At 38.2% G+C, this 20341-nt stretch carries 15 protein-coding genes; 3 read left to right on the plus strand and 12 right to left on the minus strand.

The features are described 5' to 3' along the window. Nucleotides 1-5: 5 nt before the first annotated feature. From L0668_RS12715 to L0668_RS12725, 3 genes are all read right to left on the minus strand, one after another. On the minus strand, nt 6-1322 hold the full coding sequence (locus L0668_RS12715) for a glycosyltransferase (protein WP_235313014.1): 1317 nt from the start codon (nt 1320-1322) through the stop codon (nt 6-8). Continuing rightward, the gene (locus L0668_RS12720; RefSeq protein WP_235313015.1) at nt 1319-2566 is read right to left on the minus strand and encodes a sensor domain-containing diguanylate cyclase; all 1248 of its coding nucleotides are present in this window, start codon (nt 2564-2566) and stop codon (nt 1319-1321) included. The genes L0668_RS12715 and L0668_RS12720 overlap by 4 nt, the downstream gene beginning before the upstream one ends. A gap of 133 nt (nt 2567-2699) precedes the next feature. Continuing rightward, nucleotides 2700-4292 carry an alpha-L-fucosidase gene (locus L0668_RS12725; RefSeq protein ID WP_235313016.1) on the minus strand — a complete coding sequence of 531 codons (1593 nt, stop codon included), beginning with the start codon at nt 4290-4292 and terminating at the stop codon, nt 2700-2702. A gap of 404 nt (nt 4293-4696) precedes the next feature. On the opposite strand from L0668_RS12725, the gene L0668_RS12730 reads away from it, so the two are divergent. Together L0668_RS12730 and L0668_RS12735 are read left to right on the plus strand one after the other, a co-directional pair. Next, nucleotides 4697-6172: a mannitol dehydrogenase family protein gene (locus L0668_RS12730; RefSeq protein WP_235313017.1), complete on the plus strand. Its 1476-nt coding sequence runs from the start codon at nt 4697-4699 to the stop codon at nt 6170-6172. Then, on the plus strand, nt 6172-7107 hold the full coding sequence (locus tag L0668_RS12735; protein WP_235313018.1) for a sugar kinase: 936 nt from the start codon (nt 6172-6174) through the stop codon (nt 7105-7107). Before L0668_RS12730 ends, L0668_RS12735 begins: the two co-directional genes overlap by 1 nt. Before the next feature lie 68 nt (nt 7108-7175). On the opposite strand, the gene glpT is transcribed toward L0668_RS12735, so the two are convergent. Beyond that, the gene (gene glpT / locus L0668_RS12740; protein WP_235313019.1) at nt 7176-8528 is read right to left on the minus strand and encodes a glycerol-3-phosphate transporter; all 1353 of its coding nucleotides are present in this window, start codon (nt 8526-8528) and stop codon (nt 7176-7178) included. Nucleotides 8529-8767: 239 nt separating this feature from the next. Between glpT and L0668_RS12745 the strand changes: the two genes are divergently transcribed. Beyond that, complete coding sequence (locus L0668_RS12745; RefSeq protein WP_235313020.1) at nt 8768-9397, plus strand: TetR/AcrR family transcriptional regulator; 630 nt, start codon at nt 8768-8770, stop codon at nt 9395-9397. Between the two features lie 38 nt (nt 9398-9435). Here L0668_RS12745 and L0668_RS12750 read toward each other — a convergent pair whose 3' ends face one another. The 8 genes from L0668_RS12750 to L0668_RS12785 form a co-directional block, all read right to left on the minus strand. Beyond that, nucleotides 9436-10764 (minus strand): NCS2 family permease, encoded by a 1329-nt coding sequence (locus L0668_RS12750; protein ID WP_235313021.1) that lies wholly within the window; start codon nt 10762-10764, stop codon nt 9436-9438. Between the two features lie 229 nt (nt 10765-10993). Next, entirely contained in the window at nt 10994-11263 is a 270-nt protein-coding gene (locus L0668_RS12755) for a hypothetical protein (RefSeq protein ID WP_235313022.1), read from the minus strand. Between the two features lie 48 nt (nt 11264-11311). Then, a complete protein-coding gene (locus L0668_RS12760; RefSeq protein WP_235313023.1) occupies nt 11312-12997 on the minus strand; it encodes a cupin domain-containing protein in 1686 nt (561 codons plus the stop codon). A gap of 65 nt (nt 12998-13062) precedes the next feature. Then, complete coding sequence (locus L0668_RS12765; protein WP_235313024.1) at nt 13063-15498, minus strand: TonB-dependent siderophore receptor; 2436 nt, start codon at nt 15496-15498, stop codon at nt 13063-13065. A gap of 326 nt (nt 15499-15824) precedes the next feature. Next, nucleotides 15825-16055, minus strand: coding sequence for an EF-hand domain-containing protein (locus L0668_RS12770; protein ID WP_235313025.1), 231 nt, complete (start codon nt 16053-16055; stop codon nt 15825-15827). Between the two features lie 402 nt (nt 16056-16457). After that, nucleotides 16458-18212, minus strand: a complete 1755-nt coding sequence (locus tag L0668_RS12775; RefSeq protein WP_235313026.1) for a sugar phosphorylase — start codon at nt 18210-18212, stop codon at nt 16458-16460. Nucleotides 18213-18221: 9 nt separating this feature from the next. Next, entirely contained in the window at nt 18222-19448 is a 1227-nt protein-coding gene (locus L0668_RS12780) for a glycosyltransferase family protein (RefSeq protein WP_235313027.1), read from the minus strand. Between the two features lie 73 nt (nt 19449-19521). Then, nucleotides 19522-20340: an HAD-IIB family hydrolase gene (locus tag L0668_RS12785; protein WP_235313028.1), complete on the minus strand. Its 819-nt coding sequence runs from the start codon at nt 20338-20340 to the stop codon at nt 19522-19524. Between the last annotated feature and the right edge of the window lies 1 nt (nt 20341).

The following is a 20341-nucleotide window of genomic DNA, read 5'->3' on the forward strand; positions in this document are numbered from 1 at the left end:
ATCTTTTAAATTAGTTTGTTTTTAGCTTCTATCCATTGCGACATATATTGGGTACTCTTGAGGTGATGGTGTTGTAACATTTGGCCTATAAAGTTGTCGTTTCTATGTTTAATAAGCCCTAAACCTATGCTATTTAACCTTGAGGCTAATTTTTGTTGGATCAGTTCCTTATCAAAATTTGCGATTAATAACTCATAACCTAGAGATTGATATTGCTGCCAGCTGGTTTGGTTTTGATATAACTCAACGGCCTTTACAGCAAAATCTTTAGCATGTTGTTTTAGGTCAATACTGTGAGTTAATTCCGTTATGTATCCAGGCCAAGGCTTCCCCATGTGCATGCCCTCCATACCAAGATTGGTGGTGACATTTGGGGTGCCACACCACATGGCTTCGGCTAATTTTCCTTTAATGCCTGCTCCAAACCTAAGTGGCGCTAAACAAACTTTAGCGTTTTCCATTACTTGTTTAGCATCTTCAGCCCAACCTTTTACCAGAAAGCCTTGCTTTGGATTGTGTAACTGTGTGGCTTTGGGGGGCGGGTAGGCCCCATAAATGTGTAATTCTGCTTTTGGTAGTTGTTGTCTAATTAATGGCCATATGCTTTGTTTTAGCCATAACACAGCATCCCAGTTGGGTTCGTGTCTGAAATTTCCAATGCTAATAAAATACTGCCTATCTTGGTAATCGATGCCAGAAGCTGAATGCGTATTCATCTCTAACATAAATGGACAATGAAACAATAATTGCTCAGGTACCTTAAAATGTTCTTGTAACAAGTCAATTTCATAATCAGAAATCACTAAGGTTAGATCACACCTGAATATTGCGGCGATTTCTCTTTTGGCTACATCACAGTGCAAATCATCTAAAGTAAAAGGCCGATCCTTATGCTTTTGATGACGTTTGAAAGCCGCTTGTCGTGCTTGGCGAAGACAATGCAGATCCTCGGTATCTAATATCTTAATAGCATTCGGGCAATGTTTAGTTACGCGCCAGCCGAATTGTTCTTCTAACATAAACCTATCGAACAATACTGTGTCTGGGTTTAGAGTTATAAGGAGCTCGTCAAAACTACAGGAGTTAAGCTGGATAGGCACTTCTTCAACACCTAGCTGAGTTAAATCAATTTTATGCTCACCTCGTTGGGCAGGGCTGGCATAGGTAATTTGATACCCTTGATTTAGAAAAAACTGAATCAAGCTTAACATATGGCTACCGGCTGCAGATGAGTTGGGTTCAGGCCACACGTAACCCAAAACCAGTAATTTTTTATGCCCTAAAGCTGGTTCCTTTTTTATGCCTAATTTAGTTTTGTTCATTGTTTGGCCACTTTTACACAATTTCTCCCGGCTTTTTTTGCCGCGTATAAAGCTAGATCGGCTTGTTTCATAACCTGAGTAAATTCTGGGGACCCTTTCGTTCTTTGGGCAACACCAAAACTTGAGGTGACTTTTACAATTTTTTCTTTTGCAGGCTGTTTAAGCCCCCCTTTTTTATTACTTGCTTTAGGCGCTTTAGCAGGTCTAGGTTTGGTTCTAAGAGCAATGTCGTAATCAGCTATAACCTGTCGAACCACCTCTACAAATGGCAATACTTCATTGGCATTTTTACGAGGAAAGATAATCACAAATTCTTCTCCACCAAAACGAAAGGTTTTGCCACCACCTGTTACCTTGTTAAGTTTACTGGCCACTAATTTTAATACTTCATCTCCCACATCATGGCCATAGGTGTCATTAAACTTTTTAAAATGATCAATATCTGACATAACAACTGAGTATTTTCGGCCTAAAGTCTGTACATATTGCATCATCGCGCGCCTAGAGGGAATGCCAGTAAGTTCATCTTTAAAAGCCATGGTAAAGCTATCTCTAATAACAGAATATCCAATAAGCAAAGATAGAAACACCACACCTAATTGCATGATTTGAGTGTTATTTGAAAACTGGATAAACCCAGTTATTACAATACAGCTAAACAATGCATTGTGGGTATTGGTTGTTAGCCAAATAAAACGTAATAAACACAGTGTCAAAGTAAAACAAAGTATGACGAACTCAAGTGGACCGATTACATAGTCAAAAGAGCGAGACAGTTCTAAAAGTAAGTTTCCTGGCGCAGAATACCAAGCATCTACTATAGGATTTAATTGCGGAACCGCAAAAAAGCTGATTAACCAAATTACGCCTAAAAATACCAATGAAATAACGGTGTTTAAAGGTGAAAAACCTTTATCTCGGCTGAAAATTAGATGGGTAAAAGCCAGTTGGATAAAAATATATTTAATAGTTAGATAACCAACATCAGGACCTAAAAAAGGCCCTGCGACTGGTGTTAAATATAACAAGATAAAACATGCATACACCAATCTACTTTGACCAAAAAATAGCGCTATAACACTACTTAAGGCGATACATAGATAAATCAGCCAATTCAAGTTAAGAAAAATAATATCTAGCGCAGGGTGGTGGATTTGTAGGGTAAAAACTAGCCCGATAAATAAGGCTAAAGGGGTTAAGAATAACCAACAGAAATGCTTAATTTTACTAATTATTTTAGACATTTGAGCGTTCAATAAAGCGTCCATAAAAATAAAAACAACAGTTATTGTAAGTGAAATAACTAGTAGATGTCGCTCAATTTCAACAAAAAAGCCGCAAATTAATGCGGCTCTCGTTGCAAAGGCTGGTTAATATTTAGTAAGTAATTTTTAACACTTGTGCGTGTTTCGATGGAGAGCCTGCTGGTAACGTTACCTTCAAGTTATCATCTGTTTGTACAAATTTAACTTCTGCTTGATGACCAATCAAAGCGATATTGCTTATTTTATGCGGATAATTTTTCGCATTTATTGAGTGAATAGTGATTTCCTTACCGTCACCAGGCCAAGCTAACATAGTGGCATATAGTGTTTCGCCATTTTTAGTAAAACGAATATCGCTACTGTTAAAGTCTTTACGGTTTTTCTCAGCATCATTAGAGTTTTTACCGTCCGGCACATAGGTTTCACCTTCACCATACACTTCCCAAGGACGAGTATTGTAAATGGCTTCACCGTTAAGTTTTAACCAAGTGCCTATTTCACTTAATAACTTGATTTCTTCTTCAGGAATGGTGCCGTCTGGCTTAGGTCCTATATTCAGTAACAAGGAACCATTTTTACTAATTATATCTATCATGTCGTCAACTAAAGAGTTGGCGTTACGATATTTATGATTAGTGACATAACCCCATGAAGACGTTGACACAGAAGTATCTGTTTGCCAGAAATGTGGATGAATATTTGTCATGCCACCCCTTTCAATATCCAGTACAGCTGAACCAGGAATAAAGGAGCGCATTTCATGATGCTCTTTATAGTTTAAAGCTGGCATGTTTTTCCAGTTAATACCTTTGTTGTAATAATAACCAGTAAAGGTTTCAACGTGTTTGTGGAAAGGTTCTGAAGCCATCCACCAGTCAAACCAAATTAATTCTGGCTCATATTTATCGACAATCTCTACAGTACGTAGTAACCAATCGTCCATAAATTCTTGGCTAGGTGGTGTTTCGCCAGCTTCAGACGTCTCACGACTGACTGCTGGGCCGTATAGGTCGCGATATTCATCATTCTGAACATCTGAAGGGGCAGTACGACCACCATCAAAGAACCACCAGTTTTCGGCTCGATGACTAGATAATCCAAAATGAATATCTGTTTTGCTAGTTGCGTCTTTCAACTCTTGGATAATGTCACGCTTCGGCCCCATTTCCACAGAATCCCAGCGGGTATATGAATTATCGTACATTGAGAATCCATCGTGATGCTCAGCCACGGGAACTATGTATTTTGCCCCAGAGTCAGCAATGATCTTTAACCATTCATCAGCATTGAATTTCTCTGCTTTAAACATCGGGACGAAGTCTTTGTATCCAAATTCTGTTTGAGCGCCATATTTTTCTTTATGGTGATTATATTCACTATTTTCAGGGTTATACATTTTACGTGGATACCACTCGCCATTAAAAGCGGGAACAGAATACACCCCCCAATGGATGAATATGCCGAACTTAGCATCTTGATACCAGTCTGGAATCTGGTACTGAGTAAAGGATTCGAAGTTGGCTTTATATGGCCCTTGATTGGCTACTTGATGAATTTCTGCCAATTTAGCTGCTTTATCGAGCTTTACCGGTGCCGTTTCTTTAGCTAATGGAGTTGCTGTTTTATCGCCACCGCAACCATAGAGCGTAACTGCGACAGTCAGCGCAGCAAGTGTTTTTATAGACTTAAATTGTATTGGTTTCATATGTACTCTTAATCGTCAGTTAACCTAAATTTAACAGTTACACTATAAAGTTAAACGACATATAATTCCATTGTTTTTTACAGGTAAAAGTAGTAATTTCTATTTGAGTTTAAATTTCCTTTATATATATAACCCTTAGTTATTTTCGTAATGGGTATTTTAATTGATAAAATTGTTTAAACCGAAATCATTATGCTGGAAAGATATCTGTAACATTTTATGTTTTGCAATAAGTAAAATTATATTTATATATGACAAATTTAAGAGTATATATAAAATGTACTAATGCTGTTATTAGCTAAGCTGATCTAATCTTTTTAGGCGACAATGCCTTGTTATCAACCATGTGGCAGTATTCTCAGGGCAACAACTGTTTAATTACTTTTCTAAGGAAAATTTATCCTGTGATCCAACTAAATTTAAGCGCATTAAAAACTTTAAAAGCTTCAGGCAAGCAAGTTCCTGATTACCGCATGGGTGCAGATGTTCCAAAAATTGGCATAGTGCACATTGGCCCCGGTGCGTTTTTTAGAGGGCACCAATCTTGGTATACACATACTGCTTTACAAATGGCGGGGGGAGATTGGGGGATTTCCTGTGTATCTATGCGTTCTCCAGGCGTAGCTGATGCCTTAAATCCCCAAGACGGACTTTATACCGTTGCAGTGTTAGATGCACAAACCTCTTATGAAATCATTGGTTCAATTCAAGAAGTATTAATAGCCAAGGAGCAATACACAGAATTACAAGCTCGTTTGTCATCAGCTGACACTAAATATGTCACCATGACAATTACCGAAAAAGGCTATTGTTTAAATAGCGAAGGTAATTTGGATCTAGACAATGACAACATCAAACAAGATTTAGCCGGAAATCAACAAGCTTGTTCAACCATAGGTGTTTTAGTCGAAGCCTTGGGTACACGTAAAGCGGCTGGTCTGGAGCCATTTTGTGCCATGAGTTGTGACAATGTTACCGATAATGGTAAAAAATTACGCAATGCACTAATACAATATGCAAAGCAAAAAGATGCGTCCTTAGCCGCTTGGTTAGATGATAAGTTAATATGCCCTTGTTCAATGGTTGATTCAATCACCCCGGCAACAGATGATGCACTAAGAGAGCAGGTAAGTTCGGAGTTATTGATTAAAGATAACTGGCCGATAAAGCGAGAGTCATTCGTACAATGGGTCGTTGAAGATTGTTTACCAGAGGATAAACCAGCATGGAAAGAAGCTGGCGTGACTTTTACCACTGATGTTGCTGGTTTTGAAAACGCCAAATTGCGTTTATTAAATTGCCCTCACTCAAGTATGGCCTATTTAGGTGTACTGGCTGATATTGAAACAGTGCATGATGCTATGCAGCAAGAAGGCTTGGTCAGTTTTGTTAAATCTATGATAGAGCAAGAAATAGTTCCATCTTTTACGCCACCCAAAGAGTTAGATGTAGCTCAGTACAGTGCTGATATTTTGAAGCGTTTCCAGAATCCCGCTATTCGCCATTTATTAAGTCAAATTGCTTGGGATGGTTCGCAAAAATTACCTATGCGGATTTTACCTATTATTCAACAAAACATTGTTGATGGAAATCCCATTGCCCAACTAAGCACTGCGGTAGCGGCTTGGTGTTTGTTTGCTCGTAAACGTTTTATTGAAAAACAGGAACTGGTGGATCCATTAGCAGTAAACATGTTAAGTATAGCGGGTCAGTGTAATGACGATGCAGAGCATGACGTGAAACTGTTTTTAACAATGGAAGAGGTTTTTGGCAAATCTTTGTCTAAAGACAAGACTTTTATTGGGGCGCTAACCCAAGCCTATCAAAACTTATTACCAGTACTAACAACTAAAAATATTCCGTGGGGATCATTAAAATAATGTCAAAAAATTTACTCATTCTAGGCGAGTGTATGATGGAATTAAGTAGTGCCAAGAATGGTGATCTACAACGTTCTTTCGCTGGGGATACATATAATAGTGCGGTTTACGCTAAACGTTGTTTAGCGGATAGTAAAATTAGTTTTGTATCTGCAATTGGAACGGATCCCTATAGCCAATTAATGAAGTCTAATTGGCAACAACAGGGCATTGATTGCAGCTTAATCGCTGAAACCGATCAAGCTGAGGTGGGTATTTACGCAATTCATACAGATAATACTGGAGAAAGAAGTTTTTCCTATTGGCGTAAAGGTTCGGCTGCCAGTCAGATGATGTCTTATCTGGATTTAGAAAAAATTAAGACTCAAGCAGCAAACTACCAAATCTTATATTTTAGTGGCATAACTTTAGCGGTTTTACCTGAGCAAGATAAAGCTAAGTTTATGGACTTTGTGGCCGAAATGAAAAATTTAGGCTGTAAAATTGCGTTTGATCCGAATTATAGGCCAAGACTATGGGATTCCTTAGAACATGCCACTATCTGGATTGAGAAAGCGTATGCTTTGTGTGATCTAATTCTGCCAGGTTTAGAAGATCATCAAGTTATGTTTGGTCATCAAGATCATGAGCAAATGGTTGCATATTTCAAACAATATTCAACCCAAGAACTGGTGATTAAATGTGGTGGACTCGGCACTTTTGTCTATATAGATTGCCAACTAGATACACATTTGCCTTTTACACCGGCACCAGTGCAAATTGATTCTACAGCGGCTGGAGACTCTTTTGCCGGTACCTACTTAGCCAAACGAATTGATGGTAGTAGCTGTGAAAGCGCTGTAAAACTTGCAGCCCATGTTGCAGGTCAAGTGGTTCAGCATAAAGGCGCGATTTTAGATAATGAGTTATATCAAAAGTTGTGTGTGATCACTTAAATCTGTTGTTTGTGATGTAATAGAAGTTAAAAAGAGCCCGCATTAATGCGGGTTCTTTGTTTATTAGTTTATGCCACATGTTCTTCATTACTTTCGTGTGCTACTTCATGTTTTAAGGTCATAGTGATCAGTAATATGGCGAAAACACATCCACCCACTAATAATATAAAACCACCATCCCAGCCAAAGTGATCAACCGTATACCCCAAAGCAATGTTGGCAATTACCGCTCCGCCCAAATAGCCGAATAAGCCAGTTAATCCCGCAGCCGTTCCAGCTGCTTTTTTTGGCACCAATTCAAGAGCAAACAAACCAATTAACATGACAGGTCCGTAGATTAAAAAACCGATTGCCATCAAAGCTGCTATATCTATGTATGGATTGCCAGCAGGATTAAACCAATAGATTAGAATCGCAATCAATACCAATACCATATATAAAATAGCAGCTGGCGCTCGTCGACCTTTAAACCAAGCGTCACTTATATAACCGCATAATAAGGTGCCAGGTATACCAGCCCATTCGTAGAGAAAATATGCCCAAGAACTTTTATTAATGGTGAAATCTTTTACTTCGTATAAGTAAGTTGGTGCCCAGTCTAAAACACCGTATCGGATCAAATAAACAAATGCATTGGCGACTGCAATGAACCAAAGTAATTTATTGTTAAGAACGTATGTAAAAAATATTTGTTTAGCGCTAAATTCTACTTCGAAGTTTTTATCATAGTCTTTTGGGTAATCCTTACGGTATTCTTCAATCGAGGGTAAGCCACATGATTGGGGGGTATCCTTCATAGTTAAAAATATAAAACCAGCGATTAAAGTGGCGACGGCCGCTGGCACATAAAAGGCACTATGCCAATCATTAAACCAAGCCATACCCAGGATAAATAAAGGGCCAATTAAGCCTCCGCCAAGATTGTGAGCGATATTCCAGAAAGATACGGTTCTGCCACGTTCGTTACCCGAATACCAATGAACCATAGTCCTGCCACAGGCTGGCCAGCCCATACCCTGAGCCCAACCGTTTATAAACAAAAGTATAAAAATACTAGCGACACTTTGTGTGGCCCAAGAAGTAAAACCAAAAAGGAACATTACAGCAGAAGAAACTAATAGCCCTGTCATTAAAAAGTATCTTGGATTACTTCTATCTGACACACTGCCCATTAAAAATTTACTCAAGCCATAAGCGATTGAAACAGCGGATAGGGCTAGACCTAATTGACCTTTAGTGAATCCTTGCTCTTCTATTAAAAAAGGCATGGCCAATGAAAAGTTTTTACGTACTAAATAATAACCAGCATAACCGACAAAAATTCCAATAAACACCCGCCAACGAAGACGTTTATAGTCTTGGTCTAGCTTATCTTTAGGTAAACGTTCAATGTGAGGAGCGGGTTTAAAAATGCCGTACATGTATTTTACCAAATAGTAGTTTGAGCTTTATTACACCAGAATTGTTGACTAAACAGTAGCTTGTTTTTAGCGTGATTGTTTTTATGGTGTTAACTTGTAAATTTGAACTGCTTAATATCAAAGCTTCTAATTGATTAGTTATTCATCTAGTAAAGTCCATCCAGCAATGATAATTTGTAGAGTCAGCCCCTTAGGTTAAGCCTATCTGTTAAAAACATACATTTATAAGCAGTATAAAATTGAAAGATAACGAAGTAAGTATTGGTGCGCAAAATCGCAATAAAATTTTAAACGCTGCAGAGAAAGAATTTGCCTTAAATGGCTTTAAAGGTGCTAGAGTCCAATCGGTTGCAGATAGGGCTGGGTTACCCAAAACCAATGTATTGTATTATTTTAAATCTAAAGAAGTATTATATGTTGCTGTTTTGGACGAAATTTTACGTATCTGGAATGGGCAATTTGACTCAGCTACAGCTGAGGACGATCCGGCAGCAGTATTAGCGCAATATATAACCGATAAAATGGAAATATCCCGCACACGCCCATACGCCTCTAAAATTTTTGCTTTAGAAATCATTAATAATGCGCCTAATTTAGACGAGTTCTATACTGGTCAAATTGAGTGGATGAATGGACGAGTGGCCGTTATTCAAAGCTGGATTGAGGCAGGCAAAATAAGTGTGAAAGACCCATATTGTCTATTGTTTAATATTTGGGCAACTTCGCAACATTACGCTGATTTCTCTGCGCAAATAACGGTGCTAAAAGGTAAGAAATTTGATAAGGCTGCTTATAAAAATGCCACGAAAGAGTTAATCTCATTAATTTTAAATGGTTGTGGCTTAACGGTACCCAACGAGTACCGTTAAATTTGGAGTGTCAGAGCTCGATTTATTAACAACTAAGTCTACTTGAGATCTAACAAATATCGTAAAACAAACACAGCTGCCATCAGATAGGTAATGACGGTAACTTGCTTAAATTTTCCAGTACCAATCTTTATGCCGACATAAGTAATAAACCCTAGTGCGATACCTTCACTGATACTAAAAGTAAGCGGCATAGCTATCAGTGCTACAGTGGCTGTGGCCAAGGAGGTTAAATCATCAAAGTCTAATTGTTTTATTGAATCCATCATTAAAATTCCCACCATGATTAACGCAGGGGTGGTTGCCATAAGTGGAATGACTTTCATCACAGGTGTTAAGAACAACGCCAATAAAAAACAAATAGCCACGACCACAGAAGTGAGTCCAGTGCGGCCTCCTGCTGATACCCCAGCTGCTGATTCAACATAAGATGTCACAGGTGAGGTTCCAACTGCTGCACCAATCACGCTGGCTGCTGCATCTGCGTTCATAGCTTTACCCATTTTTGGTAATTTACCGTTTTTATCGAGTAAATTAGCGCGACGTGAGACCCCAATTAAGGTACCTATAGTGTCGAACATGTTAACAAATAATAAAGCAAAAATGAGATCCCAAGTTTCAGAGAAATGGCGAATAGGGTACATAATGTCCATAGCCATAAAGGTAGTACTAATACTATCCGGCATACCGACTATGTCACTTGTGTGTTGTGTAAGGTAACCATCACCTACAGGAATAAAGGTACCTATTATAGTCAACACAATAACGGAAATTAAAATGGCGCCAGTTACCTTCTTAATCACTAGAACAATTGTCAGTAAAATTCCGATCAGGGCTAACATAGTTGCTGGAGCAGATAAGTCACCTATGGTGACAAATGTCGCTGGGTGATGCACTACTAAGCCCGCATTTTTGAGGCCAATAAAAGCGATAAACAAGCCAATACCGCATTGCACCCCTATTTTTAGTGCAGCAGGAATGGCTTCAGCAATTTTTGTTCTCACACCAGTAAGGGACAATATTAAAAATATAATGCCATTCCAAAATACAATCCCTAATGCTGCATCCCAAGGGATCTCTCGGGTTAGACAAATAGTAAATGCAAAAAACGCATTTAACCCCATACCAGGGGCCATAGCTACTGGGTAGTTGGTCATTACAGCCATCAACAAAGTACCTAGACAAGCAGCTATTGCGGTGACGGTTATTAATCCTTCTATTGGCACACCACCTGCACTTAAAATGCTAGGGTTAACAACCAACACATATGACATGGCAGCAAAGGTGGTTAAACCTGCGATAAATTCAGTTTTAAGGTTTGTGCCGTGTTCCTGAAGTTTAAAAATTCGATCTAAAAAGTTGGACATGCAAAGCTCTTATTTTTGATTTTTATTATTACTGGTTACTCACCTGCAAAATCTCGACCAATTAGTCATGATTTTGAAATTTGATTTATCAGACTGTCATACCTGACAAATATCGCTAGTTAACCACTTATTTCAGCTAACTTAGCAAGTTTTACTTTTACTTAAGGCTACTCATTGCACAAAATAAGTGTCTGTTTTGGGTATTCTTGGTGCAAACCTAATGTCTGACTTATTTTGCTGAAGCTTTAGCAATAACGATTTTTAATGCTTCATCTTTACTAAACCCACTAGTGACTAGCGCTTGGTATAGTTTTCGGTAGTACTCAGCTTGAGCTGCAACCATCTCAGGAGTGGTAATCGCCTTTAGTTCATCCAGTTTTTGGGCTGATATTTGTTGGTTCACAAAGTCGAAACGTAATGGTTTTTTGTCTTGTGTATACGCACTAATACTGATGATGCACAAACATATAAACGTTGTTAATCGCAGAAACCTAGGCATGTTAACCTCTATATTTTATTTAATGAGTGGCTTATGTTACTTTAAAAACTAACGACTGAGTTGATTAATTAGTAGTTTATGTTGGGGAAATAATCTGATCAGCTTGTCTGTTTTACCCAATTGCATATCAGCGTATTCAAATCCAGGTGAGACAGCTTCACCAATTAACCCGTAACCGTACTCTTGGTCTGTGGGGATTTTAGACGCTTTCCAAGTGCCGCCTTTAACCATCATTTGCATTTTATGTCCTTTACGCGGATCAGGTCCTAAAACAGTAGTGGTTAAATTTCCTGCTGTGTCGATTAAATAATAAGTAATTGGGTCACCTTTATGAAAAAAGTGCATGATATCCGACTGATTCATATGAAAATGGCCAATGGGAGAATCTGCTGTCAAAAGGTAATAGATGCTGGTCATAGTGGTTCTTGGCCCATTATCAGTATTTATTTTTTCCCTATGATTGGCCTTAGACGTTTGCTTAAAATAACCACCTTCAACATGCCCTTGTAATTCTAATGATGCAATTAATTCGGCTCGGGTAATATCTCTATTCTGTGCTTTCACCTCGGTTAGTAGAGGGATGACTAATTGTTTAGGGACTGTTTGGCCAATGGAAGTCTTAATCTTATTTGATTCATAGGGAAGGGTGGATTTAACTGTATCCCAATTAGCAACAATAGTGTCTACGACTTTACTACCGACTAAATATGCTGATTCTAGTGCAGAACGCATACCAACAAACCCTTCTTCGCCACTTTCATTGGCTAGGTTTTGTGCGGCTGTCATATCCGCTGGCGGCGTAGCGTAATTACTAGCGGTGCGTAATACTAAAAATCGGTTTTTATCTGCCTTTTTAGCATTGTGCAAATATGTCATTGCTTGAAAGGCTCCTGAATCTTCCATTCCGGACATGACAAAATTTCCCTTACCTTGTGTCCAATAATAAGTCCAATCATTTGCCCATTGATTTAACATATCGCCATGCCAAAAGGTTGAAGCAGACATTTGGTCACCCTTTAACACGAATGGTGGTTTTTGTGCATTCGGCTGTTGGGTATATTGGTTACGCAAAGTTTGCATAGCTGGATAATCATTGAGAGGGGTGTCCTTAGTTAAGTTATAGGCCCAGTTGACTAAATCTTCATTAAGCTTAAATACTTCACCATTTTTTGATAGTTCACCGGTTTTTGCTGTCTCTCCTAGCTTAACTGGATGGTTAGCAAACAAGGGAAAATAACCACTATTCCATTCTTTTGGGATTTCTCGTGCATCAATTTCATGGGCTAGGTCTCCATCTACTAAATAGGTTGCCCAAGCTGCTGAACCTATTGATGCATCAGCTGGATCAACACCTGCTATACCGGCTACTAACCAATAAGCTTGGGTAAGATCAAACCTTGGATCTAAACCTAGTGCCATAATTGCCGCTGTAGCGCGAGAAATACCCATACCAGTGACAATGCCCAGAACGCCAGTTTCTTGGTTAAGGCAAATGTCATGAAATGACGTATCAAAAGGTAGGCAAGTATCTAGTTTTTGGCCAGCTTTCCATAATTGAAATTCACCGGGTTTATCACCCTGATCTTCACCAATTTCAAACATAGTCACTAGCACAACTTTAATTTCAATCGGTGCTTTTGAGCTGGTATTGGCCGATTGTTCTCGATTAGATTGCGGGCCACATCCTATAAGTAGCAAGAAGGTTAACAGCGGTACCCAATAGAGCTTTTTCATATTATTCCCAAATAAAAAGGGTAAATATGCTGAACATATTTACCCTTGAACATGATTAATTTGTATTAAAATTTATAATTAACTGTCGCTTGGAAGTGACGTGGTAATTCAGGTAATACAATCTGTGCACCAAATAAATCAGGGAAGTTAGCTCTGAAATATTTCTCGTCAGTTAAGTTTTTAATATTTAGACTCGCTGACCAAGTATCTACTGTATACGACACACCTGCATTTACTAAGGTAAATGAAGGTAAGGTAACCGATTGTGAGAAGCTAGAGAAGGTTTCATCAGACTTCACAACACTAGCGTTAACTGCATACCCATTTTCAAAGTCGTAGGTGGCGGTTAACGTATAGATATTCTCTGGAATACCGGCTTTACGCGCGCCTTCTTTGTCTCCTTCAGCTATAAGCGTTAGACCAATTGGGTTTCCGCCGTAAATTAAAGAAGCATCAGATAATGAAGTAAGATCTTCTATGCCTAAGAAACCAAATAATGAACCACCTTCGCCATTGTTATAGGCTGTAAGGTTATAAACTTTAAGGTTGGTATAACCAGCACTAATTAAAAGTTGATCAGAAACAACCCAACGTAATTCAAATTCAGTACCTTTGTTTTGCGTAGTTGCGTTGGTAACAATCGCTTGAGCATTAAAGTCGGTACGCTCTTGTTCGTAAACAGATAATGCAAAGTACAAACTGTCGTCTAAGAATGAACCTTTAACACCGTATTCAAATAATTCCGATGTATCAAACGCACCATTGTAAGGATTACCATCGCCGTCTATTAATTGACCGTAACCAATTTCAGCCCCTTGACCCGCAATTAACGTCGCTTGCTCAGCTGCTGTAATGTAGGGGATTAAGCCAAAATCAGTTTTATATGAAATACTTGCGTTCCAAGATGTACCATCAAAGGTTTCTTCTGCTGTATTAATATCTGTTTGGTTCAGCAATAAATCGCCACGGCTTGTGGTTTCAACATCAATTGTGTCATAACGTAAACCTAATACTATGTTTAAACCCATATCCCAAGTGATATCTGTCATAGCGGCAAAACCATAATCGGTATAACTACCAGTGTCATGATTATCGAAGTCTTTACCAATTCTAGTAGCTAATAGTCTTCTATCTAAGGCAGTAGATGGGCCTGTTAAGTCACGACGGTTAAAAAACTCATTAGCAAAGTCATCTGCATGGAAAAACTCAGTATGACGTACAGAAGGTGATAGTTGGAATTGAGCTAACATGCTGTCATTTTCATATTCGGTAGCGAATATCAACTTGTTTTCAAATACTGAGCTATCATGGGTTTGTGAGAATCCATATGCGTTTTCGTTAAGGTTATCATATGCCTCATAGAACATTTGATTCTTAATTTCCCAGCCATTATCTGTGTAATAAAACACATCAAAATAAAATGTTTCTACGGTATTGGTTAACACGTCATCCGGTGCTACTAGTGTTTGGTTACCTTTAAGTGTAGCTGTTCCAGGGTTATCTAGTTTCATGGCTTCTGTTGCATCTTCATCAGTAAAGGCTGGTGCAAATGGATAAAAGAAACCGTTACCTGCTAAATTCACCATGCCATATTCTTGGTGAGAAATAGAGCCATCACCGTCTGTATCTAATGGCTTAGCTGTACCCGTTACATAAGTACCATTGTCAATTAGGTCTTGACTTAAACGGTTCCAACCAGCAACTTGGTTACCATCGTAATCGTGGTACATACCGCCAAATTCAATTCGAAGGTCGTCGCTAATGTCAACATTAAATGAAGCTTGCAATATAGTTTGGTCGGTTTCAGAGTTGTCGTAGTAACTACCTGAGTTTTCAACTTCACCATAAACATAGAAACCCATGTCTTTATCGCCAATCTTACCAGGTCCACCCAGCTCAGCAGTCATAACACTCTTGTCCCAGCTACCTGTTGTATAGGAAAAAGCGCCTTTATTTTCTTCTAGGTATTGACCGCCACTCGCGCGAGCAGACTTAGGATTAAAGTTTAAGTACCCGCCAATTTTTGCAGGACCATAAATAGGTGATGCTGGGCCACGCACAATATCGATACGGCTTGAAGCGCCAATAGGAGTAGGGTAGTTACCCGGATTGTCTAAGCGTTTTACTCCACGAAAATAGGTTTCACCTGGTGTACCACGCACATCTAAGGAGCCGGCCACACCAAAAAATGACTGGGTAAACGTACCTGGTGCAAATGCCACTAATTCATCAATGTCAGTTACACTAAACCGCTCAAGTTGCTCATCACTGATAGTTGATGCTGAACGTGGGGTTTCTAAAATCGATTTTCCAAAACCAAAAACGGCTTCAACATCCTGTCCTGGTAAACTACCTAACGACCCTGTTACTTCGATACGTTCAACACTATCTTCTTTTGCCTCTTCAGTTTCCTGTGCTAAAACATGTGTGGGTATCATAACAGCTAAACTAAGAGCGATGGCTTTTGCCAATGGTGTGGTTTTAAACATACTTTTTGTCATTGTGTTTTCCGAATAAGAATATTATTAAGGTTTATTTCAAAAATTGAATTGCACGAAGGGTGCCAAAATCCTGTCCATTCGGTCTAGTTCTGTATGTAATGATTAAGTTATTGATATTTATAAGTTTAATATTTAGTTCTGTTTTTAGTTAGAACTAAACTCAATTAAAGTCATTATTTCATGTGCACCATGAGTGATCAATTAATGTTTAATGGTTGCACTAATAAAAGGCGCGGTAAGCAGCTGTCTAGTTTTATGTTGAATTTAACAGAAAAAAGGTAACCACTGAGGAGTGATGGTTACCTCTATACTTATATATTAAGTTATTAATTAAGTTTTTTCCCAAGTTCAGCTAATTCATCTTTGCTTAAATAACCATCTTCATCAGTATCTAACTCAGTAAAAACTTGCGCTAATGTAGGATCACTTTTAGCTTCATCGATACTTATTAGTCCATCATTATTAGTATCTAATTTACTAAAATTATCTTCAGGTTGTTGCGCTGTAATTGCTAGTGAAAATAGGCTTGCTGTTAATACGATTAAAACTTTAGTCATTTGACTCTCCATAAATTTATATTGATTTAGTAAACATTAAGGTTTGTCCAGTGCGCACGGCTTAACCTTATTGATTAGATTTGTTCAATCAAATTATTCTGATTCAACAATAAGCAGACTTTTTAAAAATAAGTGTTGTTCATCTGCCTTATCACACTAATATCAAAGTTTATGCCATGTTAGAATTATATAATTAAAACAATAAGTTAGACAAGGTTATAAGCTTGAGTTAGGAATTTAGTGCGAAATACCTAAAGCATTAGTCGCTTAGTGAATACAGTATTTATATAGGTTTTAATAACTGACGAATTATCAAAGAGTTAGAAGTAGACACTTATTAATGCGGATTGGTATAAAACAATATGTATTTAAGCAAGTAACGTCCTTGTTTTTTGCTCGATTCTATAAGGTGTTGGATATCCATAAACTTTGATATGGCTGCAATTGGTATTCTAAATCTTCCATACAAATAGTTTGCTGGCTGATTAAATCTAACCAAGTATCTGTACCTATCAGATTAAGATCACTTAATCGCAGCGTTTGTATTTGGTCAGACATATTATGTACACAAAAAATACTTTGATTGCGCTTTAAACTTTGTCGCCAAAAGCCGAATAATTGCTCACCTAATTGTAAGGTGAACTGGGTACAATTTGGATGAAAGGCTGGTTGATTTTTCCGAATATTGAGTAATTCTGTTATACGACCATGTGCTTTTGCATGTTGGCTTTGCGGGTCGTTTAACACTTCAACTAAACTATCATAATCCCATTTATGTCGGTTAATTGAACGATTTTGACTGGTATTTCTGACTTTTTCGTAATCATTACCTGTGCCAAGTAAGCTGTGAATATAGACCCCTGGAATACCTTCTAATCCGAACATCACTGCATGAGCACAAACAAATCGTTCCAATCCCCATTTGTCTTCACCTTTAGTGGTGCCTTGCAGCGCATCATATAGTGCAATGTTGATTTCGTAGGCTTTTTGTTCACCATTTTCTGACTTTCGCCATGAGATACGGCCACCAAAATTTTGCATAGTATTCACTAAAGTTGTCAACTCTGTGTCATCCAGAAGACCTTCCGCGGGTCTTAATCCTATTCCATCATGGGAAGCTATAAAGTTAAAAAAGAAGGTTCCATTTTGCGCCGGAGGCATGCTTCCTAACCAGGATTTTAAATGTTTACATGAGCCTGTTACTAATGAATTAACCAATAGAGGGGGTAATGAGAAATTGTAGATCCCATGGGCTTCGTTGGCATTACCAAAATAGGTTAAGTTTTGACGATTAGGAATATTAGTTTCAGTAATAATAACCGCATCATCTACAGCGTGTTCAATCAGGGTTCTAAGTAATCTTACCGCTTCATGAGTTTGCTCTAAATTAATACAACTAGTACCTATGGTTTTCCATAAAAAAGCGACGGCATCGAGTCTAAATAAGCGGATACCCGTATCTAAGTATTGACGGATAATTGAAACAAAAGCGTCTAATACATTGGGGTTAGTAAAGTCAAAATCCACCTGATCATGGCTAAAGGTACACCAAACATATTGTTCACCATTCTCTGTTTCTGTGAGGCGTAATAAGTCCGAGGTCCTTGGTCGTGTTACCATAGAAGTATCTATGTCTGGTGAGGCAGTAAAAAAGAAATCATGCCCTGGACCTTCACCTTTAATAAAATTAGTAAACCAAGCACTTCTAGAGGAACAATGATTTATCACCACGTCAGACATCAAACGATAATCTTGGGTAATGGCTTCAATATCATCCCAGTCACCTAATGATTCATTTACACTGCTGTAATCTATGACCGAGAATCCATCATCTGAGCTATAGGGAAAAAACGGCAAAATGTGTACGCTATTCACCGAGTCTGCACAGTAATTTTTTAGAAATGTATGTAAGGTATGTAGTGGTTTTTCTCCGGGCTTTTCGACGCTATCTCCGTATGTGATGAGTAAAACGTCTTTTTCATCCCAACTATTATGGTGTTGTTTGGGCTCTACTATAGAATCGGCATCGCCAATTCTCATAGTAGCTAACAGTTGCTGGCTTAGCTCAGGAATAGAAATACTTAAATCTACATCTTGATATATAACATTTAGATGATGTTCCACACGTTCAGTTAGTTGTTCAAATATAGATAACATTTTGTTTCCTTAACCTTTTGCAAATTCTTCGTAGTCAAGCTCTACCGCTTGTTTTAATTGATCTAACACGTCTGGAATAGCACTAACAACACGATTCCAACTTGGAATAAATGGAGTTTCCATTGGGTTGTCTAAGAAGCTTTCACCAGCCTTCATTATGTTTTGAGCAAATAACTCAACCGCTTTTTCTTCGCTATGAATATCTAATTTAAGCCCATTCATAATGGCGTCATTGTTATAAGTTTCGATAAAATCTAAGGCAATTCTGTAGTAGGTAGCTTTTAACGATCTGAATGTTTCAGTGTTAAAAGTTTCACCTTGTGTAGCTAATTTACGAATTAAGGCTTTGGTGATATCAATCGACATTTTTGACAGGCCGCCTTGATCATTATTAGCAGATAAATCTTGATGTTTATGATCATAAGTTTTTGCAATATCTGCTTGGCACAAGCGGTTGTTAGAATAGTTACGTTGCATTTCAGACAACACACCTATCTCTAGACCCCAGTCACTTGGGATACGAATGTCGTTTAACACATCACGTCTAAATGAAAACTCGCCCGCTAATGGGTAGCGGAAGCTGTCCATATATTCTAAATATTCGTTATGGCCCACCACTTTTTGCAAGGCTCGAATGAGTGGAGTGACTAATAGCCGAGATACACGTCCGTTAATTTTTCCATCTGCTACTCGAGCATAGTACCCTTTACAGAATTCATAGTTAAACTGAGGGTTAGCCACTGGGTAAATAAGACGAGCTAATAAACCTCTGTCATAGGTTAAAATATCGCAATCATGCAAGGCTACTGATTCTGCTTTGCCAGTGGCTAAAACATAACCCATGCAATACCAAACATTTCGGCCTTTACCTAATTCTTTAGGGGCTAAACCTAAAGCTTCTAATTTTGCATCTAGAGCTTGTAATCTTGGACCTTCATTCCATAACACTCTATGATTTTGTGGTAATTTACCAAAGAACTTGAGGGCATGTTGGTACTGCTCTTGCGTTGCACGATCTAAGCCAATAACAATTTGTGACAGATAAGGCACATCACAGATATGATCAATAATATTAGGTAGGGCAGTGCCTTCTAATTCAGAAAAAAGAGACGGTAAAATTAAGGCCATTGGACGTTTTTGTGAAAACTCAACTAACTCAGCTTCTAATTCACCCACCGGACGATCATCTAAGTTATGTAAAGTTGTCACCATGCCATTTTGATAAAAATCAGCCATGTTTGCTCCGTTTAAAAAGTTTAAAAAAAAGTTAAAAAATAATCTTAAAAAATATAACGTTAAAAAAGTCTAATTAAGAAAAAAGTAACGCATCAATACATTCCGCCCAACCAGATGGGCCATATACAGTACTAGTTATTAAACCTTCAGTGCGTTTTAATGAAGGTGGTGGGTTAGTGGGCGATAAAATTCGAATCGCAATATCCGCTTCTTCAAGCATCGCTATATCATTATGACCATCACCTAAGGCAATAGACTGACAATCTATTAGGCCAGTTTGTTTTTGATACTCACGCAGTAACCAAGCTAATGCAATTCCTTTATTACATTGCCCGGTTATATGTAAAAAACGACCTCCTTGTAATGGAGAGGCTCCTAGTTCCTCAGCAGCTTGTATAAACAGTTTCTTGGTTTGCTCGTCTCCTAACCACAAGACGGGTTCACAATACTCCCTTTTTGATGCAAGGTTTGCATCATGTTCAGATAAACCAGTCGCGTCACAAATTTTTTCGATACTCATATTGGCAAAGTGATCAAATTCGTTTTCAAAACTTGTGTTTAGCTGTTTTATTAAGTCGACCCAATGCTCAACAGGTTGCGAAAACTCTTTTACCCAGTATCCACTTTGATACTTAGTGTCTTTAGGTTGTAGTTTAAAAAATGTGGTAGGAATATATACGGCGGCACCATTTTCTACAATAAATGGTGTTTCTAATTGAAGTGCCCCTCGAATTTCAACAAGTTCAGCAAAGGTTTTACTGGTATTGGCGATTACAGGAACATAGCTTTGTTTTAATTTTTGTAATGTGTCTAACGCTGGGGCAAAACTATAAGTGTGATGATCGAGTAAGGTGCCATCTAAATCTGTAAATACTAAGTAATTGTTAGTCATG

The organism is Paraglaciecola algarum, from assembly GCF_021532655.1.
In the GTDB taxonomy this organism is placed as follows: domain Bacteria; phylum Pseudomonadota; class Gammaproteobacteria; order Enterobacterales; family Alteromonadaceae; genus Paraglaciecola; species Paraglaciecola algarum.